20 protein-coding genes are annotated in these 22,837 nt (G+C 64.4%); 16 read left to right on the top strand and 4 right to left on the bottom strand.

The features are described 5' to 3' along the window. Positions 1-16 precede the first annotated feature (16 nt). From D7S89_RS02745 to D7S89_RS02775, 7 genes are all read left to right on the top strand, one after another. Positions 17-1,273, top strand: a complete 1,257-nt coding sequence (locus D7S89_RS02745; protein WP_147426581.1) for a hypothetical protein — start codon at positions 17-19, stop codon at positions 1,271-1,273. Beyond that, entirely contained in the window at positions 1,270-2,397 is a 1,128-nt protein-coding gene (locus D7S89_RS02750; protein ID WP_121275363.1) for an alpha-hydroxy acid oxidase, read from the top strand. Before D7S89_RS02745 ends, D7S89_RS02750 begins: the two co-directional genes overlap by 4 nt. A gap of 408 nt (positions 2,398-2,805) precedes the next feature. Next, the gene (locus D7S89_RS27340; protein ID WP_183085079.1) at positions 2,806-2,994 is read left to right on the top strand and encodes a hypothetical protein; all 189 of its coding nucleotides are present in this window, start codon (positions 2,806-2,808) and stop codon (positions 2,992-2,994) included. A gap of 108 nt (positions 2,995-3,102) precedes the next feature. Then, positions 3,103-4,479: a 30S ribosomal protein S12 methylthiotransferase RimO gene (gene rimO / locus D7S89_RS02760; RefSeq protein ID WP_121275365.1), complete on the top strand. Its 1,377-nt coding sequence runs from the start codon at positions 3,103-3,105 to the stop codon at positions 4,477-4,479. 70 nt (positions 4,480-4,549) lie between these two features. Beyond that, positions 4,550-5,731: a beta-ketothiolase BktB gene (bktB, locus tag D7S89_RS02765; RefSeq protein WP_121275366.1), complete on the top strand. Its 1,182-nt coding sequence runs from the start codon at positions 4,550-4,552 to the stop codon at positions 5,729-5,731. Continuing rightward, on the top strand, positions 5,731-6,309 hold the full coding sequence (locus D7S89_RS27700; RefSeq protein WP_245982608.1) for a hypothetical protein: 579 nt from the start codon (positions 5,731-5,733) through the stop codon (positions 6,307-6,309). Before bktB ends, D7S89_RS27700 begins: the two co-directional genes overlap by 1 nt. Positions 6,310-6,430: 121 nt before the next feature. Further along, on the top strand, positions 6,431-7,618 hold the full coding sequence (locus tag D7S89_RS02775) for a cystathionine beta-lyase (protein ID WP_121275368.1): 1,188 nt from the start codon (positions 6,431-6,433) through the stop codon (positions 7,616-7,618). A gap of 59 nt (positions 7,619-7,677) precedes the next feature. Here the strand turns inward: D7S89_RS02775 and serB are convergent, their stop codons facing one another. Then, positions 7,678-8,517, bottom strand: coding sequence for a phosphoserine phosphatase SerB (serB, locus tag D7S89_RS02780; RefSeq protein WP_121275370.1), 840 nt, complete (start codon positions 8,515-8,517; stop codon positions 7,678-7,680). Between the two features lie 259 nt (positions 8,518-8,776). Here serB and D7S89_RS02785 point away from each other — a divergent pair, with 259 nt between their 5' ends. Then, on the top strand, positions 8,777-9,331 hold the full coding sequence (locus tag D7S89_RS02785; protein WP_121275372.1) for a DUF6013 family protein: 555 nt from the start codon (positions 8,777-8,779) through the stop codon (positions 9,329-9,331). A gap of 30 nt (positions 9,332-9,361) precedes the next feature. On the opposite strand, the gene D7S89_RS02790 is transcribed toward D7S89_RS02785, so the two are convergent. Next, entirely contained in the window at positions 9,362-10,171 is an 810-nt protein-coding gene (locus D7S89_RS02790) for an ABC transporter permease (RefSeq protein ID WP_121275374.1), read from the bottom strand. Beyond that, positions 10,168-10,866, bottom strand: a complete 699-nt coding sequence (locus D7S89_RS02795) for an ABC transporter ATP-binding protein (RefSeq protein WP_121275376.1) — start codon at positions 10,864-10,866, stop codon at positions 10,168-10,170. The genes D7S89_RS02790 and D7S89_RS02795 overlap by 4 nt, the downstream gene beginning before the upstream one ends. A 164-nt stretch (positions 10,867-11,030) precedes the next feature. Between D7S89_RS02795 and D7S89_RS02800 the strand changes: the two genes are divergently transcribed. The 6 genes from D7S89_RS02800 (at position 11,031) to D7S89_RS02825 (ending at position 17,311) form a co-directional block, all read left to right on the top strand. After that, positions 11,031-13,202: an AsmA family protein gene (locus tag D7S89_RS02800; RefSeq protein ID WP_121276030.1), complete on the top strand. Its 2,172-nt coding sequence runs from the start codon at positions 11,031-11,033 to the stop codon at positions 13,200-13,202. A gap of 163 nt (positions 13,203-13,365) precedes the next feature. Next, positions 13,366-14,958, top strand: a complete 1,593-nt coding sequence (locus D7S89_RS02805) for an ABC-F family ATPase (protein ID WP_121275378.1) — start codon at positions 13,366-13,368, stop codon at positions 14,956-14,958. Between the two features lie 151 nt (positions 14,959-15,109). Beyond that, positions 15,110-15,574, top strand: a complete 465-nt coding sequence (locus D7S89_RS02810) for a L,D-transpeptidase (protein WP_121275380.1) — start codon at positions 15,110-15,112, stop codon at positions 15,572-15,574. A gap of 13 nt (positions 15,575-15,587) precedes the next feature. Next, entirely contained in the window at positions 15,588-16,007 is a 420-nt protein-coding gene (locus D7S89_RS02815; RefSeq protein WP_245982611.1) for a hypothetical protein, read from the top strand. 145 nt (positions 16,008-16,152) lie between these two features. After that, positions 16,153-16,653 (top strand): type II secretion system minor pseudopilin GspI, encoded by a 501-nt coding sequence (gspI, locus tag D7S89_RS02820; RefSeq protein ID WP_245982613.1) that lies wholly within the window; start codon positions 16,153-16,155, stop codon positions 16,651-16,653. A gap of 1 nt (position 16,654) precedes the next feature. Then, entirely contained in the window at positions 16,655-17,311 is a 657-nt protein-coding gene (locus tag D7S89_RS02825) for a PulJ/GspJ family protein (protein WP_245982615.1), read from the top strand. Between the two features lie 35 nt (positions 17,312-17,346). On the opposite strand, the gene D7S89_RS02830 is transcribed toward D7S89_RS02825, so the two are convergent. Next, complete coding sequence (locus D7S89_RS02830; protein WP_121275384.1) at positions 17,347-18,039, bottom strand: endonuclease/exonuclease/phosphatase family protein; 693 nt, start codon at positions 18,037-18,039, stop codon at positions 17,347-17,349. Positions 18,040-18,305: 266 nt separating this feature from the next. Between D7S89_RS02830 and D7S89_RS02835 the strand changes: the two genes are divergently transcribed. Next, positions 18,306-20,531 (top strand): tetratricopeptide repeat protein, encoded by a 2,226-nt coding sequence (locus tag D7S89_RS02835; protein ID WP_121275386.1) that lies wholly within the window; start codon positions 18,306-18,308, stop codon positions 20,529-20,531. Positions 20,532-20,575: 44 nt separating this feature from the next. Beyond that, complete coding sequence (locus D7S89_RS02840; RefSeq protein ID WP_121275388.1) at positions 20,576-22,831, top strand: tetratricopeptide repeat protein; 2,256 nt, start codon at positions 20,576-20,578, stop codon at positions 22,829-22,831. The last annotated feature ends 6 nt before the right edge of the window (positions 22,832-22,837 follow it).

Raw genomic sequence — 22,837 nt, forward strand, 5'->3', positions numbered from 1 at the left:
AACGGAACGCGTTCATATGGAAACGATGAAACCCTTGCCTGCGGACCTGGCCCATGCTTCCCGGAACGGCCGTCGCAGGGCGTTGTTCTATGTCTTCGACGGCGGCAGCGGAATCGGGCATTTGCGCAGGCTCGCCCGGATCGCCGAAGCCATGAGGGATGATTTCTCCTGCCTGATCGTGTCCGGCCACAACGTGGGGCCGCAGTGGATCGTGCCGCAGGGATGCGAGTACGTGCGTCTGCCGGCCTGGGACAACCTGATTGCGACCCGGGCCGCGTATTGGGGAGGCGTGCCATTCCTCGACGTGCCGCTGGATGAGGCGGTTGCGTTGCGCAGTGCGATTCTTCTTGGCGTCGTCGAGGGCTTCCAGCCGGATGTGATCTTCGTCGACCATCTGCCACTGGGTGCGCACGAGGAACTGGTGCCCGTGCTGAATCGCGCAACTTGCCGCAAATATCTCGTCACGCGCGGGATTCAGAACGAAACGGAGGACCTGCAACGCCTCGTGCTGGGTGGGGCGGCCCTGGCCGCGTTGGGCGACGACTATCACCGCATCTTCTCCGCGATCGATACTCGGGTGTTCGATCTGGCAAGCCGCTACGACCTTCCCTCGAAGGTGGCCGACAAGATCCTGTCCACCGGGTACGTCGCGCCATCGGTAGCGGCGGCTGAGCGCGAGGCGGTGAGATCGATGCGGGGCCTCGCCGGCGAGACGCCCTGGGTGGTGGCTTCGGCCGGGAGCGGCCAATGGGGGGAGCCGCTGATCGAGGCGTGTATCGCCCTGGCGCAGGATCATCCCGATGTCCATTTCGATATCGTGATGGGCCCCCGTTCCCGGTTGTCGCGGCCCGATACCCATGCGGCCGGGCGCATCAGACTTCATGCCTCGTGCCCGGAGCTCGCGGCCCTGCATGCGGCGGCCGACGTGGTGATCACCGCGGGCGGATACAACTCGCTGCTGGAGGCCATCCAGGGGCAAGCACGCATCCTTTGCATTCCTTACCGGAAGGATCGCCGAGACGAGCCTTTCGATCATGCGACGCGCCTTCAAGCTTACGTCGACATCCGGATCGCGACCGAGATCGGCGACCTCGAGGCCTTGCTGCAAACGGCAATCGAGGCGGGCAGGAAAGGGCCGGTGCAGGATCGTCGCGCCGAGTTGCGCATGGACGGGGCAGCGCGCATTGCCCAGGCGGTACGGGACGACTTGACGATGCATCCGGACGACGCGTCGCCCAGCCTTGAACGACGATTTCACAGGAAGTCAGCATGAACGACAATCTGGACGGCACGCCTTCGGACACGGCAGATGCACCGCTCGAGGTCCTGCTCGACGACTATCAAGCACTCGCCAAGGGGCGCCTGCCCAAGGCCGTGTTCGACTATATCGAGGGCTGGGCCGGCGACGGGTTGACGTATCGTGCCAATCGCGCGGATTTCGATCGCTTGTCGCTGTTGCCATTGACGATGCGGGACGTATCGCAGCCCGATCTCACCGCGACCTACCTGGGGCGGACGTCAAAGCTGCCGCTCGGCTTCAGTCCGTCGGCTTTCCACCAGCTCGCGCATCCATCGGGGGAAATCGCCAGCGCGCAGGCAGCGCATGCCGCGGATATTCCGATGATCGTCTCCGCTATGTCCAGCTTCGCGCTGGAAGATATCGCGGCGCGCGTGCAAGGCGGGCGATTGTGGCTGCACGTGTATCTGTTCAAGTCACGGGAGGTGACACGGGAACTCGTCGCGCGCGCGGAGGCGGCGGGATTCGAGGCGATCTCGGTCGGCCTGGGTTGCCCGGCGCTGGGCAAGCGCCCCATGAATTTGCGCAACCGCTTCACGTTACCCGAGGGGATCCGCGCCGCTAACTTCGCCCTTCGCAGCACGACGGATTTCAACAATCCGATCTCCGCGCTGGCCCACGCGGAACTCGATCCGTCGGTGACGTGGAGGGATATTCGATCGCTGTGCGAGGCGACCCGATTGCCGGTAATCGGCAAGGGAATCATGAATGCCCGCGATGTCGCGCCGGCGCTGGATGCGGGGCTGGCAGGGCTGATGGTGTCCAATCATGGCGGGCGGCAGCTGGATGGCAGCCTGTCCACCATCCGCGCGCTGGCGGACATCGTCGAGGCCGTATCGAAGCGCGTGCCGGTTTTCATCGACGGTGGCGTGCGCCGCGGCACGGATGTCCTCAAGGCGCTGGCCCTGGGAGCGGATGCGGTCTTCATGGGCCGTCCCGTGCTCTGGGCGCTCAATGCAGGAGGGGAGCAAGGCGTCGCCGGCATGGTGCGCTTGCTGGCCGACGAACTGCGCCTGGGGTTGCAGCTGTCGGGCTGCAGAAGCCCGGCCGAAGCGCGGCACGAAGCGCAATCGCTGTTGCGCTGGGCCCACGGGAAGTAAATCAGCATGGCAGGAGCAAATGCAGAACCAGGCCAAGTCGACGTTCAATACGTTTCCGTTCGACAAGCCCAATCCGGGATAGGAGCCGGAGAAGAAGTAAGGTGTGCGTGCAGCGATGTGGCGCTGGCATACACCGTGGCGCCACTCGCTCGAGTCGTATCCCGTCGAACCGAACGATACGTGGCAAGTCCGCGGACTCGCCGACGAGCAGGGTTTGGTCCGGAAAAATGCTGATCTGTGCGGTTGGAATGCGCGGTCCAATAGACTCGCCAGTCGGGGTTTCGTAATGGGTGAGCTATGTTATTGATGAACGAGGCCGAGCGGCAGCTGATGAAGCGGATCTCGAATTTTCCTACGCGAAAGGGACAGGGCATTGACGGGGGAAAGGATTCACGAGAGGGCAGAAGGATGGAGGCACGAGTCGCCAGGCTAGAGGCAACAGCCGAGCATATCCAGCGAGACGTATCGGGCCTCAAGCTCGAGATCCGGGATTTGCGCACGTCGATGCTGGCTGACTTCCGGATGACGTGGGGCGCGCTTATCGCGGCCTCCCTGGGCCTGGCCGGCATGATGGCAAAGGGATTTCACTGGCTCTGAAGCGGCGGGCGGGCCCACGCGGTACAATACGCGGTTTCATACAGGCCTGGCACCCTAGCCTCAAACGAGCTTGGGGGCCACCGCGTCGTCATTCGTCGGATCAAGCTCATGCCGCACACTCCTTCCTCCGCCGCTCCGAAAGTCGGATTCGTTTCGCTCGGGTGCCCGAAAGCCTTAGTCGACTCCGAGCAAATCATCACCCAGCTCCGTGCGGAAGGCTATGAGATCTCCGGCACCTATGACGGCGCCGATCTCGTCGTCGTCAACACCTGCGGCTTCATCGACGAGGCCGTGCAGGAAAGCCTCGATGCGATCGGCGAGGCGTTGAACGAAAACGGCAAGGTCATCGTGACAGGCTGCCTCGGCGCGAAGAAAAGCGCGAGCGGAGCAGGGCTCATCGAGGAAGTGCACCCGAAGGTGCTCGCGGTCACGGGGCCGCATGCGGTCGGCGAAGTCATGCAGGCCGTGCACAGCCATCTGCCCAAGCCGCATGATCCGTTCGTGGATCTCGTGCCGCCGGCCGGCATCAAGCTCACGCCGCGCCATTACGCCTATCTGAAGATCTCCGAAGGCTGCAATCACCGTTGCACGTTCTGCATCATTCCGTCGATGCGCGGCGATCTCGTCTCCCGCCCCGTTGCCGAGGTCATGCTCGAGGCCGAGAACCTCTTCAAGTCGGGCGTCAAGGAGCTGCTCGTGATTTCGCAGGACACGAGCGCGTACGGTGTCGACGTGAAGTACCGCACAGGCTTCTGGAATGGCCGGCCGCTCAAGACGCGCATGACCGAGCTCGTCGGCGCGCTCGGCGAGCTGGCTGCGCAATACGGCGCCTGGGTGCGGCTGCATTACGTCTATCCGTATCCGCACGTCGACGAGATCATCCCCATGATGGCCGAAGGTCCGCTCAAGGGGCACGTGCTGCCGTATCTCGACGTGCCGTTCCAGCATGCGGACCCCGAGGTGCTCAAGCGCATGAAGCGCCCCGCCAACGCCGAGAAAACGCTCGAGCGCGTGATGAAGTGGCGCGAAATCTGCCCCGATCTGACGATCCGCAGCACGTTCATCGCCGGTTTCCCAGGCGAAACGGAAGCACAATTCGAGACATTGCTCGAATTCATTCGGGCCGCAGATCTCGATCGCGTGGGCTGCTTCGCGTACTCTCCCGTCGAAGGCGCGAGCGCGAACGAGCTCGACGGCGCCTTGCCCGATGAAGTGCGCGAGGAACGCCGTGCGCGCTTCATGGAAGTTGCCGAAGAGGTGTCGGCCAAGCGCATGGAGCGCAAGGTCGGCAAGACGCTCAAGGTGCTCATCGACGAAGTCAACGCCGACGGCGGCATCGGTCGCACGGCGGCGGACGCGCCCGAAATCGATGGCGTCGTCTATGTCGCGCCAGCCGCGAAGGCGTCCAAGCGCTACAAGGTCGGCGATTTCGTCTCGGTGAAGATCACCGGCGCCGACGGTCACGATCTGTGGGGAGACGTCTGACGAACCGACACCTCCCCACCTGATTTGCAGATTTGATAAACCTCGGAAACGTAAAAGGTTGGAGAAGACAATGCAAAGAGAAGTGGTGGTGGTGAGCGGTGTGCGGACCGCGATCGGCGATTTCGGCGGCGGTCTGAAGGATTACTCGCCGACCGAACTCGGCGCACGCGTCGTCCGCGAAGTGCTCGCTCGCGCACACGTGAGCGGCGAGGAAGTGGGGCATGTGGTGTTCGGCAACGTGATCCACACCGAGCCCAAGGACATGTACCTGGCCCGTGTTGCCGCGATCAATGGCGGCGTGGCGCAGCATACGCCCGCGCTGACCGTGAACCGGCTGTGCGGCTCGGGCTTGCAAGCGATCGTCTCCGCCGCGCAGAGCATCCTGCTCGACGATGCCGACATCGCAATCGGCGGTGGTGCCGAAAACATGAGCCGCGCACCGTACTCGGCGCCGGCCGCGCGCTTCGGTCAGCGCATGGGCGATGCGCGTTTCATCGACATGATGCTCGGCGCGCTGCACGATCCGTTCGAGTCGTTCCACATGGGCGTGACGGCCGAGAACGTCGCGCGCAAGTATGGCATTACGCGCGAGATGCAGGATGCGCTCGCGCTCGAATCGAATCGCCGGGCGTCGCACGCGATTCGCGAGGGTTACTTCAAAGAGCAGATCCTGCCCATCGTGAGTCAGTCGAAGAAGGGCGACGTCGTGTTCGACACCGACGAGCACGTGCGCCACGACGCGTCGATCGAAGATCTCGCGCGCCTGAAGCCGGCGTTCGCGAAGGATGGTTCGGTGACGCCCGGCAATGCCTCGGGCATCAACGACGGCGCGGCCGCCGTCGTGCTGATGGAGCGGCGCGTCGCCGAGGCGCGTGGCCTGAAGCCCCTCGCACGCATCGTCTCGTATGGCTATGCCGGCGTCGATCCGGCCTACATGGGCATCGGCCCCGTGCCGGCCACGCGCCAGGCGCTCGAGCGTGCAGGCCTGACGGTCGCCGATCTCGATGTCATCGAGTCGAACGAGGCGTTTGCCGCGCAAGCGTGCGCGGTGTCGTCGGAGCTCGGCTTCGATCCGGCCAAGGTCAATCCGAACGGCTCAGGCATCTCGCTCGGTCACCCGGTCGGGGCCACGGGCGCCATCATCACGGTCAAGGCGCTGTACGAACTGCAACGCACGGGCGGCCGCCATGCGCTCGCCACGATGTGTATCGGCGGCGGTCAGGGCATCGCCATGATCTTCGAGCGGCTCTGATGCGGCAAGCGATGACAGCAGTGGTGGCGCCCCTGTTCGATATCCGTCCGCTCTCGCATGGCCTGCGCATCACGCATGGCCAGCGGGCGGCGAGTCGGGCGTTCGTCGGCGCGCTGCTTACGCTGTCGTTGTCGGTCGGCATGCTGGGTGAGGCGCTTGCGCAAGATGTGCCGGCGCAGGCGCCAGCCCACGCCGTGCTGGCGCCGAGCCCTGAGTTCGCGCAGTTCCCGCGCTATGAGGGGACGCTCGGCACCCGCTCGATCGTGCTGCGGCTCGGCCGCAAGACGGACGACCCGAGCGGCGTGCACGGTGAATTTCAGTTCGCCGATACGGGCCAGGTCGTGCTCGTGGCGGGCGACCTCGTCGACGGTACACTCGAGATCGAGGAGTCGGATGACGGCACCGAGATCTCGGGCAATTGGGTCGGCAAGGTGGCCGCTGACGGCTCCTTGTCCGGCGATCGCATGAACGTCGACGATTCCGATCCGCAGCCGTTCTCGCTGCGTCCGATGTCTGCGCAAGCGCGCGCGGCCAGTGCCGGCATCCGGCAGTCGGGTTCGCCGGCTGCGCACGAGTAAGGCCCGCCGCACGCTCGTGCGACGCCTTCCCGGCGACAAACGCGCTTCTCAAGCACAATGGCATGACGAGCGGGTATGCTAGATCCGCTCGTTTCTCTTGCCATTCATCGACCGATCGACCATGACCGACTCCACATCCGACCGCGCTCTGCAAACCCGTATCGTCCACCCCGAAGTTGAGCTCGCACCGGGCTTCGAGTCGTTCGTGACGCCGGTGATGCGCGGATCGACGGTGATCTTTCCCAACACCGCAGCCGTACGCACGGGCAGCTGGCGCGACGACACGCAATGGCGCTATGGCTTGCAGGGGACGCCGACCTCGGCGGCGCTTGCGCAGCGCCTCGCCGCGATCGAAGGCGGCAAGTACGCGTTGTTGCAGCCATCGGGGCTGTCGTCGATCTCGAATGTCTATTTCGGCGTCGTCAAAAGCGGCGACGACGTGCTGATTCCCGATAACGTCTACTCGCCAAACTACGATCACGGCAAATGGCTGGCTGAAGACTTCGGCGTGTCGGTACGCCGCTACGATCCGATGATCGGCGGCGGCATCGCTGATCTGATTCAACCGAATACGAGCCTGATCTGGATGGAAGCGCCGGGCTCGCTGACGATGGAAGTGCCCGACGTGCGGGCGATCGCGGCCGCGGCACGTGCACGCAACGTGATCACGGCGATCGACAATACCTACTCGGCCGGGCTTGCATTTCGTCCGCTCGAACTCGGCGTCGACATCTCCGTACAGGCGCTGACGAAGTATCAATCGGGTGCCAGCGACGTGCTGATGGGGGCGACGATCACGGCCGACGAAGCGATTTACTTGAAGCTCAAGCGTGCGCGCATGCATTTGGGCCTGGGCGTATCAGTCGACGATTGCTCGCTCGTGTTGCGTAGCCTGCCGAACATGAAGGTGCGTTTCGAAGCACACGACCGCAGCGCGCTCGCGCTCGCGCGTTGGCTCAAGACCCGGCCCGAGGTCGTGTCCGTGTTGCACCCGGCGCTGCCCGACTGCCCGGGCCACGAGACGTTCATGCGCGAGTTCACGGGCGCAGGCGGGCTGTTTTCGGTGGTGTTCGATGCGCGTTACAGCATCGAGCAGATCGATGCGTTCGTCGATGCGCTGGACCTGTTTGCGATCGGCTGGAGCTGGGGTGGGGCACAGAGTTTGGCGATGCCGTACGACATCGCCGCGCTGCGCACCGCATCGCAGTGGCCGTACGGCGGCATGCTCGTGCGCTTTTACGTGGGCCTCGAGGAAGAGGCCGATCTGCGCGCCGACATCGAGCGCGCGCTCACGTCGGCGTTGGGCTGACTAGGATAAACCGGGGCGCTCGCGACGAGCGCCCTTGGCGCGTGATACCGCGCCGCGCTTCAGAACAGACGCAGCAGGCCGTCGAGCCCGACGTGGTTGAACGCGACGCTGGCCGAGGCCCGCACCACGGGCTTGGCCCGGAACGCGACCGACAGGCCGGCCTCGGCCATCATCTCGAGGTCGTTGGAGCCGTCACCTAACACGATCGCCTGCGACGCGGGAATGCCGACCTTTGCGCACGCCTCGCGCAGCGTGCGAGCCTTCACGCTCGCATTGACGATCTCGCCCACCACCTTGCCAGTGAGCTTGCCGTCGACGACTTCCAGCGTGTTGGCGTACGCGAAGTCGAGCTTCAGGCGCGCCTTGAGCCGCTCGGTGAAGAACGTGAAGCCGCCCGAGACGAGCAGCGTGCGCAGGCCCGCCGCCTGTACCGCATCGAGCATCGCCTCAGCGCCCGGCGACAGGGTCAGGCGTTCGGCGAAGACATGCTCGAGCGCGCTCGCGTCGAGCCCCTTGAGCAGCGCCACGCGTGCGATGAGGCTTTCATTGAAGTCCTTGATCTCGCCGCGCATCGACGCTTCGGTGATGGCAGAGACTTCGGCTTTGAGGCCGCAGAAGTCGGCAATCTCGTCGATGCACTCGATCGTGATCAGTGTCGAATCCATGTCCATCGCCACGAGGCCGAAGTCACGCAGTGTCAGGCCGGGCTTCACGAACGCGTAGTCGAGCGCATGCGTTGCACAGTACACCTCAAGATCGGGGCGTTGCGCGGGATCGGCGTCGGCGATGCGCAGGACGTGGGCATCGACGGCTTCGGCACGCGAGCCGCGTGCGAGCCCGAGCAGCGGTTTGGTGTGAGCGGCGGCGAGCGGCTCGGGACTTTGAATGACGAGATTCATGGGGGATGCGACAAGATGGCCGATGGCGTCACGCGCGTGGCGTGCGGAAAATCGCAGCTATTGTACCGGGTCCGGCCGTACGGCCTGGTGCATGCCGTATGGCGGGCGTATGCAACCGCATCCGCGTGGCGCGCGCAAGCGGGGCAAGCCCCGATCGCCCGATGGCGTTACGCGCCTGCCGCTTGGCGTAGACTGGCATGAGCGTAGCCGATGTCGCTGATCGGCGCGCGCCACGGGGCCACTTTGAGGAGGTGACAGCATGAGCGTTCGTCTTAGACCGTTCGCCGTTTTCGTTTCCGCAACCCTGCTTGCCGCCGGCGTACTCGCCAGCGCGGCCCATGCGGCTCCCCCGATCACGGTGACCTCGAAAACGCCCGTCGACGGGCCCATCAAGTACACGGTCAAAGTGACCTCGAAGACGTTCGGCGATGCGCAGGACGATCGGATCATCCGCTCGGGGCAAACCGACGACTTCACGTGGAAGACCGTGCCGCCGGGCGGTCCCGTGGCGGCCCCGCCGCAATGTCCGAATTACGCTCAACTGCCCGTGGACAGCAACGGTGCAGTGCTGCGCGAGATGCGCATCCGTCTTGCGCCAAGCGTGGCCGAGGATGGCACGGCCTCTGTGCAGATGAGTGTGCAGGCGAGCGCGCCGCACGGCAAAGCGAATGTCAAAGTGAGTGGCAAGGTGATGCAGTGCCCGCGCAGCACGGTGCTGAACCAGGTGCTGCGTTTCACGATGTCGACGGACGGCAAGGCGAAGACGGTCGCGCTGAGCGACGGTTCCCAGGTGACGGTGTCGGCGTCGCGCTAAGCCATCACCTTGGACGCTCGTGCGTCGTCGTCAGCGTTGCGCGCCGCGTTCGCGCAGGCGGGTGGCCAAAAACCGGTGCTCGGCCGAAAACAGCCGGCGATAGGTCAGCAGCACGGCGCCGACGGTGCCGAGCGCCGAGGACGCCGCGATCAGGAACATGATGACGATCTGATAGCGGACGGCCTGCAACGGCGACTGCCCGGCCAGTACCTGGCCCGTCATCATGCCTGGCAGGCTCACGACGCCGACCACGGCCATCTGGTTCAACGTCGGAATCATGCCCGCGCGGACGGCCTGCCGTGCGGGTCCTTGCGCGGCTTCCCAGCGCGTGGCGCCGAGCGCGAGCGCCATTTCGACGCGGTCGCGCCGCGCCGTGAGCTCTTCCGTCATGCGCTCGATCGCCAGCGACACGCCGGTCAGCGTGTTGCCGAGGATCATGCCGAGAATCGGAATCGCATACTGCGGTGCGTACCAGGGGTGAATGCGAATGACTGCAAAGAGCCCCACGGCGGCGACGAGCCACGCGCTGAGCCAGATCGAGACGATGCTGTCGACGCGTTGTCCTCGATATCCGTGCGCACCGCGCGAGGCCCCGGCGAGCCCGGCGACGGCCGTCATCAGCGCCATCAACGGCAACACGACGTACCACCGATCGAACGCGAACACCCAACCGAGCACGTAGCCGATAGCCAGCAGCTGGACGACGGTCCGCACGGCCGCGAGCGCGAGCTGGCGGCCGAGGCCGAGCGACAGCGCGGCCGACACCGCGCCGTTCACGACGATCAGGAGTGTCGCGATCGCGACATCCAACAAGCTCAGGTTCTGCAAGCCGGCGTTCATCGTGTCACCTGCACTTGCTTCGAGTCGGAAAGCCGGCCCGCCTGCATGATCAGGCGGCGTGTGCTCACGCGCGCGGCCTGGGCAGGGTCGTGCGAGACCCAGACCGACGCGCGCGCGCCTTGTCCGGCCTCGAACCAGGCCGTCACGAGCGCTTCGACGGCGCGGGCCGCGTCGGGGTCGAGCGAGGCGGTCGGCTCGTCGAGCAGCAGCACCTCGGGCGACAGCTGCAAAACGCGGATCAGTGCCGTCAGTTGGGCTTCGCCGCCCGACAGATCGTTCGCGCGCTTGTCGAGAAAGCTGCTCGCGCGTCCCGCGGCTTCAGCCAGCCGTACCGCCTGCACGCGATCGAAGCGCACGTCGTGGTAGGCGTGCAGGGAGTACGGGTAACGCAGGTTGTCTTCGACGGTGCCGTCGAACAGCGCCGGGCGCTGACGCAGGTAGGCGACGTGGCGGCGGTAGCGCGGAATCGCCCGGCGCTCGACTGGCTGGCCGTGCCAGACGAGGTGGCCGCTATCGAGCGGATCGAGCAGGGCCAGCGCGCGCAGCAGCACGCTCTTGCCGGCGCCCGAGGCACCTGTGACGGACACACGCTCGCCCGGTGCGAGCGCGAAGTCGGTGGGCTCGAGCAGCACGGTATCGCTGCGCGTGTCGCGGCGCGCGATGCCGCGCGCTTCGAGCAGAAAGGAAGCAGTCATCGAATCGAATCCTTCGGAAGCGTGCGTCGATGCTGCAAAGCGCGACGCGGTGCGTCATCATAGCCAGCAATCGAGGGCACGGCGCTTGCTGCGCTTTCTTCGTCAACGATCTTTGGTCAACGCGGCGGTCGCGTGTCGCGACCGAACCGCATACCTCGCCCCCTATGCCTTCCGACAGAAGCATTGGTCGCACGATAGGCAGGATTGCCATCTGGACGTTCGCATGCCTCGCGCTCGTCGTGGCGGTGCTCGTCGTCTTCATCGCCAAGTTCGATTGGAACCGTGCCCGTCCGTGGATCGACGATAAGGCCTCCCAAGCGCTGGGCCGCCCGTTCGCGATCAATGGGGACTTGCGCGTGGCCTGGCAGCGCCCGCCTGGCGAGCAAGGCGGGCGCGCGTGGGTGCCGTGGCCGCGCTTGACCGCGTACCGCATCACGCTCGGCAACCCGCCATGGACCCATACGGCGCAATTTGCGACGTTCGACGCCATCAGCTTCGAGATCGAAGCGCTGCCGTTGCTCGCGCACAGGATCGTCGTGCCGTCGATCGACCTCGTGAATCCCTCCATCGATCTCGAACGGCTCGCCGATGGGCGCGACAACTGGACTTTTACGTTGCCCGAGTCGACACAGCCGTCGCGCTGGACGCTGCGTCTGTCGGACCTGAGCTTCGCCAAAGGCCAGATCACGCTGGCCGATGCGATGAAGAAGGTGACGCTGCGAATCGGCGTCGATACGTTGGGCCAGCCGCTGGCGATCGGCGATGTGCTCAAGCAGCAGGAAGCGAGCGCACACAGTGCCGCTGCGCAGGTAGTCGGCGCGCGCGGGGCGAGCCAACTCGCGGCGCAGACGGCTTCGGCTGCCTCGGCGGCCTCGGCGGCCGGCGCCGCGCCGGGGGCCCCGGCCAGACCGCATGCGCCGCAGTCGTATGCGCTGGGCTGGAGCGCGCGCGGCACCTATCGCGACACGCGCGTGCAAGGCTCGGGCAAGATCGGCAGCGTGCTCGCCCTACGCGATGCTTCGCGGCCGTTTCCGCTTGCCGCCGATGTGAAGATCGGCGATACGCGGCTTGCACTCGTGGGTACGCTGACCGATCCGGCGCACCTGGCCGCGCTCGATCTGCGGGTCTGGTTCGAGGGCGCGAGCTTGTCGCATCTGTATCCGATCCTCGGCATCACGCTGCCCGACACGCCGCCCTATGCCACCGACGGCCACTTGGTCGGGCGTTTGCAGACCGGCGGCAACGTCTTCACGTACAGCGGCTTTGCGGGTCGCGTAGGCGGCAGCGACCTGAGTGGCACGCTGACCTTCGAGGCGCGTGAGCCGCGCCCGTTCCTGCACGGCGACATCGTCTCGAACCTGCTGCGCTTCGCCGATCTCGCGCCGATCATCGGCGCCGACACCAATGCGAGCAAGGCCCGTCGCGGTGTGTCGGTGCGACAGCCGCTTGACCGCGTGCTGCCGGTCGAGACGTTCCACACCGATCGCTGGCGTGCCATCGACACCGACGTGACGTTCACGGGCCGGCGCCTCCTGAAGGACCCGCGGTTGCCGATCACGGACCTGAACGCGCACGTCGTGGTCAAGGATGGTGTGCTGACGTTCGACCCGCTGCGTTTCGGCGTGGCGGGTGGCACGCTGGCTTCGCAATGGCGGCTCGACGGCAGCACGGTGCCTTTGAAGGCGCGCATGACCATGACGGCTCGGCATTTGAAGCTCAAGCAGTTGTTCCCGACCGAGAAGACGATGCAATCGGCGCTCGGCGAGATCAACGGCGACGCGCAGCTGACGGCGCTCGGCAACTCGCCGGCTGCGCTGGGCGCGACAGCCGACGGCGAGGTCAAGGCGCTCGTCACGCAAGGCACGGTGAGCCGGCTACTGATGGAGGAGGCCGGTTTGAACGTTGCGAACGTCTTGTACGAGAAACTGTTCGGCGAACGCGAAGTCAACATTCATTGCGCAGCGGCCGATTTCGTCGCAACCCATGGCGTGCTCGATGCGCGTACGTTCGCGTTCGACACCGACGATGGCGTGATCGTGGTGAACGGCCATGTCGACCTGCGCGATGAGTCGTTGGACCTGACGGTTCATCCGAAGACCAAGGGCCTGCGCATCTTTTCGCTGCGCTCGCCGCTGTACGCCAAGGGTACGCTCAAGCATCCCGATGTCGGCGTCGACAAAGGCGCACTCGCATTGCGTGCTGGTGCGATGGTGGGGCTCGGATTGCTGACGCCGTTTGCGGCACTGGTGCCGCTGATCGCACCGAGCCATAACCAGCCGACGCCGTGCGAGGCGCTGATCACGCAGATGCAGACGCCGCCGCGCGCGGGCGCGTAAGCGTGGCGGCCGTCAGGTCGCTCATGGCGGCGAGGCCCACCGCTGCACAGGACGCCTTCGGCGTCCGCGCTATTGATCGTGCCCTGCCGATGAATGGGGAAGCTTTCCGCGCGTCCTGGTAAAATGACGGGTTTCGCCGATCACCACCTGAAAAGGACGCGCCGTGCTGTCTACCGCCAACATTACCATGCAATTCGGGCCGAAGCCCCTCTTCGAAAACATCTCTGTCAAGTTCGGGGAAGGCAACCGCTACGGGCTCATTGGCGCGAACGGCTGCGGCAAGTCGACGTTCATGAAGATTTTGGGCGGCGATCTCGAGCAGAGCTCGGGCAACGTCATGCTGGAGCCGAACGTGCGCCTGGGTAAGCTGCGCCAGGATCAGTTCGCGTATGAAGATATGCGCGTGCTCGACGTGGTGATGATGGGCCACACGGAAATGTGGGCCGCGATGAGCGAGCGCGATGCGATCTACGCGAATCCCGAGGCCACCGACGACGACTACATGCACGCGGCCGAGCTCGAAGCGAAGTTCGCCGAATACGGTGGCTACACGGCCGAGGCGCGCGCGGGCGAGCTGCTGCTCGGCATCGGTATCGCCATCGAGGATCACAGCGGGCCGATGAGCAACGTCGCGCCGGGCTGGAAGCTGCGCGTGCTGCTCGCGCAAGCGCTGTTCTCGAACCCCGACGTACTGCTGCTCGACGAGCCGACCAACAACCTCGACATCAACTCGATCCGCTGGCTGGAGAACATCCTCAACGAGTACAACTCGACGATGATCATCATCTCCCACGATCGACACTTCCTGAACCAGGTCTGCACGCACATGGCGGACATGGACTACGGCACGCTGAAGGTCTACCCGGGCAACTACGACGACTACATGCTCGCATCGGCACAGGCCCGCGAACGTCAGGCCGCGGCCAACGCGAAGGCGAAGGAGCGCGTCGCCGACTTGCAGGACTTCGTGCGCCGCTTCTCGGCGAACAAGTCCAAGGCCCGCCAGGCCACGAGCCGCCTGAAGATGATCGACAAGATCAAGATCGAGGAATTCAAGCCGTCGTCGCGGCAAAACCCGTTCATCCGCTTCGAGTACGAGAAGAAGCTGCACAACATCGCAGTGGTGGCCGAAGGCATCACGAAGAAGTACGACCGCACGATCTTCCAGAACTTCAGCATCAGCGTGCAGCCGGGCGAGCGCATCGCAATCATCGGCGAGAACGGCGCGGGCAAGACTACGCTCCTGCGCTCGCTGCAAGGCGGCGTGACGGTCGACGGCGGTTCGGTGAAGTGGGCCGAGAACGCCAACATCGGCTACATGCCGCAGGACACGTATGAAGAGTTCCCGAACGACGTGACGCTGACCGACTGGATCGACGACTACCGCAAGGAAGGTGACGACGAGCAGATGATGCGCGGCACGCTGGGCCGGCTGCTCTTCAACGCCGACGACATCAAGAAGTCGGTGAAGGTGCTGTCGGGCGGTGAGAAGGGCCGCATGATCTGGGGCAAGCTGATGCTGGGCCGTCACAACGTGCTGCTCATGGACGAGCCGACGAACCACATGGACATGGAGTCGATCGAGTCGCTGCAGATCGCGCTCGAGAAGTACGAAGGCACGCTGATTTTCGTGTCGCACGACCGTGAGTTCGTGAGCGGGCTCGCGAACCGCATCATCGAAGTGCGCACGGACGGCACGCTGTATGACTTCGGCGGAAATTACGAGGATTTCCTGGCGGGTCAGGGCTTGCAATAAGGGCCTGAATACGCCGATTCATGAGTCCACCATCACCCAGCGGGATGGTGGACTCATTCAGCAGTTCGAGTGCAATAAATCGTCTGATAAATTGATATTTGCGACGTAGAATCTAGTGGACTCCTTCACAAGAAAAAGAGGGCCACAGCAGATGTCTACATTAAAATTCGACGGAAACGCGCACCAAATATCGCTCGTTGACTCCGAAGGAAAAACGGTTGGCACTTGGGCCGCGTATAACAACGTGGACAGCCAGGCGACAATTCGGCATGTCCTTAACGGGATTTACCACGTTCAGGACCGGGTCGCGCCGCACCCGCACCAGGCATTGGCGAATGGTCCATACGGGTTGCACGGCATCATCCGCTTCAATGTGCCCGGCCATCCTGGCATTGGCGTGCATTCGGGGCGCGCCAACGCCCGCCATCTTCCGGGCCCGCAACACCCTACGATGGGGTGCATCCGTACGTCGGATGATGCGATGAGTGCCATCAGCAACGTCATGCGGCACGATGCCCTCACCACGATCGAAGTCACGAACAACAGCGCGGTGGTGGCGCATCAAGCCTCTAAGCGGAACCTTCACGCGGATCTTCGGGGGCGCACTCGTGGTTAAGGGCGAACGCAAGATGATGGTGCTACGTGTGGCTGCGGCTATCACGCTGGCATGGGCGTCGTTGGCTCACGCCAAGGTCTGCACGGAAAGTGCGGCCAACGCGGCGGACGCCATGGTCGATCAACTCGACAGTTGGGACAAGGTGAACATCACTTTCACCAAGTACGGGCATTGTGACGATGGCGAGATCGCAGAGGGCAACTCGGAAGCTATCGCTCGACTGCTAGTCGATCATTGGCAAACGCTACCGCAACTCGGTGCGTTGATTAAGCGTAACCCGCCACTGAAGGCCTTTGTATTGCGCCATATCGATACGACGCTCGATACCGGCGACCTCGATAAAATCACGACGCTTTCCACGTCTTCTTGTCCCGCTGGCATGGGCGCACTGTGCCGGGAATTGGCAAGCGCCGCATCGCACGCGGAGCAATAGATACCGCGCCTTCGAGCAAGGCAATATAGGTGCGCTTCAGGTGGCCACAAAAAATGTTGGCCACCATTCGACACGCGTTTGCAACAGGCTCCGGCTACGGTGGCAGCGATCCCCGACTGCCGTCGGGTAGTGCGCGGAGACCCCCATGAGCATGCCATCGGCCCGGCTAGAGGCCTGGAGCGTGGCCGAACGACCGGGCCACGTTCGAACCGACGTATCGAGCGGCGCTGACCCGTTCGTGCGTTTGGTCCGTTGCGGGCGTCAATCGGTGCATGCAGTTTCCCCGGGCTTCACGCTGATCGAGGTGCTGATTGCGCTGGCCATCGTCGCGGTCGCGCTGGGTGCCGTGTTGCGGGCGATCGGAGCCTTGGCGTCGGACACCGACAGCGCGCGAGCGCGGCTGCTTGCCCTGTGGAGCGCCGACAACGCCCTCAGTGCGTTGCGCATTTCCTCGGCCTGGCCACCGGTGGGGAACAGTACGTTCGCTTGTCCGCAAGGACGCTATCGATTCGTTTGCCGCCAAGCGGTGACCGCGCTTGGTAGCCCGCTCGTGCGTCAAGTTTCGGTAACCGTTCTTCCGTCGGCGGGCAGTCGTACCGTCCTGGCAGAAGTCGTGACGGTGGTGCAGGATGAGGCGCGACATTAACGTGGGTACAAGCGTTGCGCGGCGGACGCGGGGGCGAGGCTTCACGCTGATCGAATTGCTCGTTGCGATCGCGCTGCTGGCCGTGATTGCGCTGCTGTCGTGGCGCGGTCTCGATGCGGCGATTCGCGGGCGAGACGATGTCGCCACGAACCTCGCTCAAACCCGGTTGCTCGGCCGGTATTTCGCGCAGCTCCAGTACGACCTGCTGAACCTGGTGACGGCCGATGAGGTGTTCGGGCCGCCATTACGCATACGGCAGAACGAGCTGGTATTCGTCAGGCACCTGAACGCGAGCAGCGGACAGACGCTGCTGCAGGTCGTGCGCTATCAGCTTGATGGCAGCGCGCTCGTGCGCAGTTCATCGCCGCCGCTTACGTCGCTCGCCGAGCTCGAGGATGCCTTGCATCACATGGAGAAGTTCGCGCGCGTCGTGGTCAGCGACAAGGCCAGCTCGATGCAGCTGGCCTTGTGGATCTCCCCTGGAGGTTGGACGTCCAGCCAGTCGGCCATCGAGCAGGCCTACGCGCGTTTTCTCGAGCAGCATGGCGTCAGCAACATGACATCGCTTGGCGCACCGTTGCCACGCGGTATCCGGTTTGCGGTGACGATCGGCAAGCAGGACGAAGCCTACGTACGCACGATTCCGATCGGTCAGTGATCAATGCCGGCGCCGCGAGTTGCAACTACCGGCGATCAATTTACGTCTGCTGCAATCGGGTAGTGATTCGCATCGCTTACGAAGTTGAGCAGGCCACCCATGACCGGATGACATGCCAACCTGGACATGATGTGATCCACGCCTTGAATAGGGGTGGTGACCACCACGTCATCCCAATGGTTAAAGAATGCGTAGCCGTTTATTTGGGCAGAGGTTAAATTGAGATCGCCGACCAGTATCGTGTTCTGAGGGAGTGGCAGGTGGGTGAACGCGTTCATGCCGAAGGTGGCCATGTTTCCGACTTCATTGTGCCAATTGAAAAAATTATAAGTCGTGAGATTATGTACCACTTGATACGTCACTGGGCATCTCAGTGCGGATCCAACTTGCTGGATAAATGAATTTTGCTGAAAATATGCCGGCGCGCCAAGCGCACACGTATTGCGAGACAACACCGCATAGGCGCGGTTTGACGCGCTTACCCTGTTTGCAATGTTGCCGGCCATCTCGGGAAATACACTGTACTGGTAGCCGTTGGGGATGTTGGCGCCGGTAAGTAAGCCATTGGCGTCGACAAACTGCGATCCCGATCCGGGATGCTCCTGCAGGAATACGAGATCTACGTTATTTTGCTCAGCGATCACCGCAATTTGATTCAGGCGTTGTACGGGAGTGAGCCCATTCACATTGCCATAGTAAATGTTCCACGACAGGATTCTAATCGGCATGATGTTCTCCTGGTGAGGTTATTGCCGGCTTGATGGACGAACGTCAGGTTTTTGCCCTTGTGAAAGCGGACTGACACGGTGGGCGTCGCTTTGGATGCAATCATGCGCGAGCAAGCGTCGCCGATCCATTCGGCAAATGGTCCGTAACATTGGTCATATGATTGTTACCGCTCGTCCGCTAGTCTCGCCACAGAAGCGGCCGCTGTACTCGAGAGTCGGAGGTGATCCGACGGCAGCGCGTTGCCCAACACGACAAGAGGGCGAACATGGACGTCGAGCACCCACGCGATGCGGGAGCGGGCACGCCCGTCACCGGGGCGTCCGGATCACGGCGGCTCGCGCCGAACCTGCAGCGGGCCAGGGACTGGCATGGGGCGGGGCGGTTCGACGACGCGGCTCGCGAATACGAAGCCATGCTGGCAAGCGAGCCGGACAACGCGCGGGCGTTGCATCTTTATGGTGTCTTGCAGTACCAGCGCGGGGCGACCGAGCAAGCACAAACGCTGCTGCGACGATCGATCTCGCTCGCCCCCGACGTGCAAGCTTGCTCCGATCTCGGCGCCATCCTGGCCGAGAGCGGCCGTGTGGACGAGGCACTGGCTCAGTTCGACCACGCCTTGAAACTCGGCCCCGACGACGTGCAGACGCTGGTGCGCCAAGGCAACGTGCTGATCGCGTCGCGCCAATACGAGCGTGCACTCGCAGCGTTCGATCGGGTGCTGCGGGTCTCGCCGCTAGTCCTCGATGCACTGTGCAATCGAGGCAGCGCACTGCGGGCGCTCGGCCGGCATCAGGAGGCGCTCGACACCTACGATCGAGCGCTCGTCGTCGATCCACGCTCGTTCGAATCGTGGTTCAACCGCGGACTCGTCATGCAAGATCTGCGGCGCACGGCCGAGGCCTTGACGTGCTTCGACCGCGCGCTCGAAATCAGGCCGGGCAATGCCACGATGCTTGCCGCACGGGGCCATGCGCTCGTCGACTCGAACCGGGTGAGCGAGGCCCTTGCCGCATTCAACGAGGCCATCGCCATCGAGCCCGGGCTGCTCGATGCCGTCTACAACAGCGCGGTCGCGCTCGAGCGGCTGGGCCGAGCCGAGGAGGCGATCGCGCGATGCGAACGTGTGCTGGCGCAGGCGCCCGGGCATGTCGCTGCCCTGGCGTGTCGAGGCAACGCGTGGTTGCAGCTCGGACGCTACGAGGTGGCGTTGTCGAGCTATGAGTCCGCGCTCGCTATCGCACCCGATGCGGTCGAGTTCCTGTGCAACAAGGGCACCGCACTGCGGTTTCTGACGCGGGATGAACAAGCGCTGCAGGCTTACGATGCCGCGCTTGCCCGCAACGACCAGTTTGCCGAGGCGTGGACCAATCGCAGCGGTGTGCTTGGCGATCTGCATCGCTACCAGGAGGCGATGACTTCGCTCGACCGGGCCATGGCGCTGAGACCCGACTACGCGACGAATTGGCTCAATCGCGGCAATCTGCACTACGCGATGGGGCGAGAGGCCGAGGCGCTCCAGGCCTACGAGCGATCGATCGAACTGGATGCCGACCAGGTGGACGCGCACATCGCGCGTGCCTCGCTATGGCTTGCGCAGGGTGACTTCGCGCGCGGGTGGCCGGAGTACGAATGGCGCCTGCGCGATCCGGCCGTGGTCCGTCACGCGCGTAGCTTCGCGCAGCCGTTATGGCAGGGCACCGAGCCGCTCGATGGCAAGACGATCCTGATCCATGCCGAGCAGGGCTTCGGCGATACCGTGCAATTCTGTCGCTACGCATCGGTTCTTTCAGCTCAGGGGGCTCGCGTGGTGCTCGAGGTGCAGCCCGCGCTGCGTACGCTGATGGCGTCGCTGGACGGTGGTCCGGTGCAAGTCCTCTCACGCGGCGAACCGCTACCGGCGTTCGACTATCAGTGTCCGCTCGCGAGCTTGCCGCGTGCATTGGGTGCGGACCTCATGTCGGTCCCCGCGGGCACGCCTTATCTGTTTGCCGACCCGCAACGCGTGCGGCATTGGGCACAGGTCCTCGGTGAGCAACGACGCCTTCGCGTCGGGCTCGCATGGGCCGGCAATCCGCGACACCGCAACGACCGTCACCGGTCGATCGACTTCGCGCAGCTCGCGCGTTTGCTCGAGCTCGACATCGAATGGATCAGCCTGCAGAAGGCGGTCCCCGAGGGCGACGAGGCGTTGCTTTCGCGCACTCCCCTCCGTCGCTTCGACGAGGACCTCGGCGATTTCGCGGATACGGCGGCGCTGATGCTGTCGCTCGATCTGGTCATTTCGGTCGATACGGCCGTCGCCCATTTGGCTGGCGCGTTGGGCAGGCCCGTTTGGTTGTTGCTCGCGAGCCCTTCCGAATGGCGCTGGATGAGGGATCGAAAGGACAGTCCGTGGTATCCGGACGCCAGCCTGTTTCGTCAGCCCGTTCCAGGAGACTGGGCGAGTGTCGTCGAAGCAGTACGCGTGGCTGTCGCAGAGTTGACCGTATAAAACGCAGAATCGCCGCGCGTGAGCGCCGCAACAGGGGTTGAACAATGACATCGAATGGGGAAGGGGCGACGACGCTCGCAGCGGACGCGACGCCACCGGGGCCGAACAGCGTCAGCCAGCCCGACGCCGCACAGCTCGAACGATTGTTGCTGCGGGCGCGCAACGCGCATAACGAGGGCGCGCTCGAACGGGCAGAGCTTGCCTACTCGGAACTGTTGGTGCTGGATCCCGACCATGCGCAAGCCTTGCATCTGCTCGGCGCTGTACGTTTTCAGCAGGGGCGGCTCGTCGAGGCCGAGGGGTTGATGCGGCGTTCGATCGAACGCCACCCCGCCGCGCTGCCGGTTGCCAACCTGGCGGCGGTGCTCACCGGGCTGGGTAGAGAGCAGGAGGCTCTGGCTTGTCTGGACGAAGCGTTGGCGATCAATCCGGCTCACCAGCGTGCGTTGTTTCAACGCGCGGGCCTCTTCGCGCAGCTGGGGCGTCACGAGGACGCGCTGGCCGACTACGATCGCGTGTTGGCGACCAATCCGAATTTTGTCGAAGGCCTCGTGAGGCGAAGCGAGACGCTACGCGCGTTGGCGCGCTTCGAGGACGCGCTGGCTTGTTGCGACCGAGCGCTCGCGCTGGCGGACAGGTCGCTCGAGGGATTGATCGAGCGCGGACGTGTACTGCGTGAGCTCGGCCGCCATCAGGAGGCAGCCGACAGCTATGGCCATGCGCTGTCGATTGCACCGGGCAGTGCGCAGGCGCTGTTTCTGCGCGGCGTGTCCTTTCTCGATCGAGGCGAGCCGCAAGCCGCGCTGGCGGATTACAACGCAGCGATCGCGGCGAGTCCCAGCTTCGTCGATGCGCTCTACAACAGCGCTGTCGCGCTCGAGCGGCTCGATCGTCACGAGGAGGCGATCGCACGATGCGACCGCGTGCTCACACTCGCGCCCAATCATGCTGAAGCGTTGGCGAATCGGGGCAATGCATGCCGCCATATCGGGCGCAATCGTGAGGCAGCGGAAAACTACGAGCGCTCGCTCGAGTTGCAGCCCGACAGCCCCGGCGTGCTGTGCAATTACGCCAGCGCCTTGATACGCATCAACCGCCATGACGAAGCCGGGCAGGCGTGCGAGCGTGCGTTGACACTCGATCAAGACTACGTGCCCGCATGGTCGACGCGCGGTCGTGTGCATCTGGAGACGCACAAGTACGATGAGGCGCTCGAAGACTTCGCTCGCGTACTGACCGTCGCGCCCGGTGACAAGCTCGCGCATTTCCACCAGGGCAACGCGCTGCGCTCGCTACGGCGCCACGAGGAGGCGAAAGACGCTTACGCGCGCGCCATCGAGATCGATCCCGACTATGTGCTCGCGCACTGCATGCGCGGGTTTCTGTGTCTGTCGATCGGCGACTTCGATGCCGGTTGGCGCGAGTACGAGTGGCGTTGGCGCGATGCGCAGATGGCGGGGAGCCAGCGCGAGTTCGCGCAACCGCGCTGGACGCGCGATATGCCGCTCGCGGGCCGCACCATTCTGCTTTATGCGGAGCAGGGGCTCGGCGACACGTTGCAGTTCTGCCGCTACGTGTCGCTCGTGAAGGGGCTGGGCGCGAACGTCGTGCTCGAAGTGCCCGAGGATCTGAGGCCGTTGCTCGCGAGCCTGGCCGGCGTCGATACGCTGGTCGCGCGCGGGGCGCCGTTGCCGCCATTCGACGTGCATTGTCCGCTGCTGAGTCTGCCGCTCGAGTTCGGCACCGATCTGTCGACGATTCCGTCGGAGCGCGCCTATCTGCGGGCCGATCCTCAGCGCGTCGAGCGCTGGCGTGAGCGCCTGGGGCCAAGCCAGCGTCCGCGCATCGGCCTCGTATGGTCAGGCAACCCCATGCACCTGAACGACCGGAATCGCTCCATGGCGCTCGCCGATCTTTCAGCGCTGTTCGATGACGCATTCGAGTGGGTCAGTTTGCAGAAGGTGATCCGAGACGAAGACCGGCCGGCGCTGGCGTCGAGCCCCGTGCGGCATGTAGGAGACCAGCTCGAGGATTTTGCCGACACGGCGGCCCTCGCGGAACTCATGGACTGCGTGGTCAGCGTCGACACGTCGGTCGCGCATCTTGCGGGTGCGCTCGGTCGGCCGCTGTTGGTGATGCTGCCGCACACCCCCGACTTTCGCTGGCTGCTCGAGCGAGAGGACAGCCCCTGGTATCCGAGCGCGGCGCTGTGCCGCCAGACGGAGGCCGGCGAATGGGGGAGCGTCGTCGAGCAGGTCAAGGCGGTGTTACCGTCGATCGTGCAAGGAGTGCACGCATGACCCTCC

Source organism: Trinickia fusca, assembly GCF_003628145.1.
Taxonomy (GTDB): domain Bacteria; phylum Pseudomonadota; class Gammaproteobacteria; order Burkholderiales; family Burkholderiaceae; genus Trinickia; species Trinickia fusca.

Excerpts from the sequence above, each read along its gene's own strand:
- D7S89_RS27340 (WP_183085079.1), top strand. The coding sequence starts at position 2,806 with ATGGAGGCACGAGTCGCCAGGCTAGAGGCAACAGCCGAGCATATCCAG.
- bktB (WP_121275366.1), top strand. The coding sequence starts at position 4,550 with ATGCAAAGAGAAGTGGTGGTGGTGAGCGGTGTGCGGACCGCGATCGGC.
- D7S89_RS02830 (WP_121275384.1), bottom strand. The coding sequence starts at position 18,039 with ATGCCGATTAGAATCCTGTCGTGGAACATTTACTATGGCAATGTGAAT.
- D7S89_RS02840 (WP_121275388.1), top strand. The coding sequence starts at position 20,576 with ATGACATCGAATGGGGAAGGGGCGACGACGCTCGCAGCGGACGCGACG.
- D7S89_RS02795 (WP_121275376.1), bottom strand. The coding sequence starts at position 10,866 with ATGACTGCTTCCTTTCTGCTCGAAGCGCGCGGCATCGCGCGCCGCGAC.
- D7S89_RS02790 (WP_121275374.1), bottom strand. The coding sequence starts at position 10,171 with ATGAACGCCGGCTTGCAGAACCTGAGCTTGTTGGATGTCGCGATCGCG.
- D7S89_RS02745 (WP_147426581.1), top strand. The coding sequence starts at position 17 with ATGGAAACGATGAAACCCTTGCCTGCGGACCTGGCCCATGCTTCCCGG.
- D7S89_RS02750 (WP_121275363.1), top strand. The coding sequence starts at position 1,270 with ATGAACGACAATCTGGACGGCACGCCTTCGGACACGGCAGATGCACCG.
- serB (WP_121275370.1), bottom strand. The coding sequence starts at position 8,517 with ATGAATCTCGTCATTCAAAGTCCCGAGCCGCTCGCCGCCGCTCACACC.
- D7S89_RS02810 (WP_121275380.1), top strand. The coding sequence starts at position 15,110 with ATGTCTACATTAAAATTCGACGGAAACGCGCACCAAATATCGCTCGTT.
- gspI (WP_245982613.1), top strand. The coding sequence starts at position 16,153 with ATGAGCATGCCATCGGCCCGGCTAGAGGCCTGGAGCGTGGCCGAACGA.
- D7S89_RS02815 (WP_245982611.1), top strand. The coding sequence starts at position 15,588 with ATGATGGTGCTACGTGTGGCTGCGGCTATCACGCTGGCATGGGCGTCG.
- D7S89_RS02800 (WP_121276030.1), top strand. The coding sequence starts at position 11,031 with ATGCCTTCCGACAGAAGCATTGGTCGCACGATAGGCAGGATTGCCATC.
- D7S89_RS02785 (WP_121275372.1), top strand. The coding sequence starts at position 8,777 with ATGAGCGTTCGTCTTAGACCGTTCGCCGTTTTCGTTTCCGCAACCCTG.
- D7S89_RS27700 (WP_245982608.1), top strand. The coding sequence starts at position 5,731 with ATGCGGCAAGCGATGACAGCAGTGGTGGCGCCCCTGTTCGATATCCGT.
- D7S89_RS02835 (WP_121275386.1), top strand. The coding sequence starts at position 18,306 with ATGGACGTCGAGCACCCACGCGATGCGGGAGCGGGCACGCCCGTCACC.
- rimO (WP_121275365.1), top strand. The coding sequence starts at position 3,103 with ATGCCGCACACTCCTTCCTCCGCCGCTCCGAAAGTCGGATTCGTTTCG.
- D7S89_RS02775 (WP_121275368.1), top strand. The coding sequence starts at position 6,431 with ATGACCGACTCCACATCCGACCGCGCTCTGCAAACCCGTATCGTCCAC.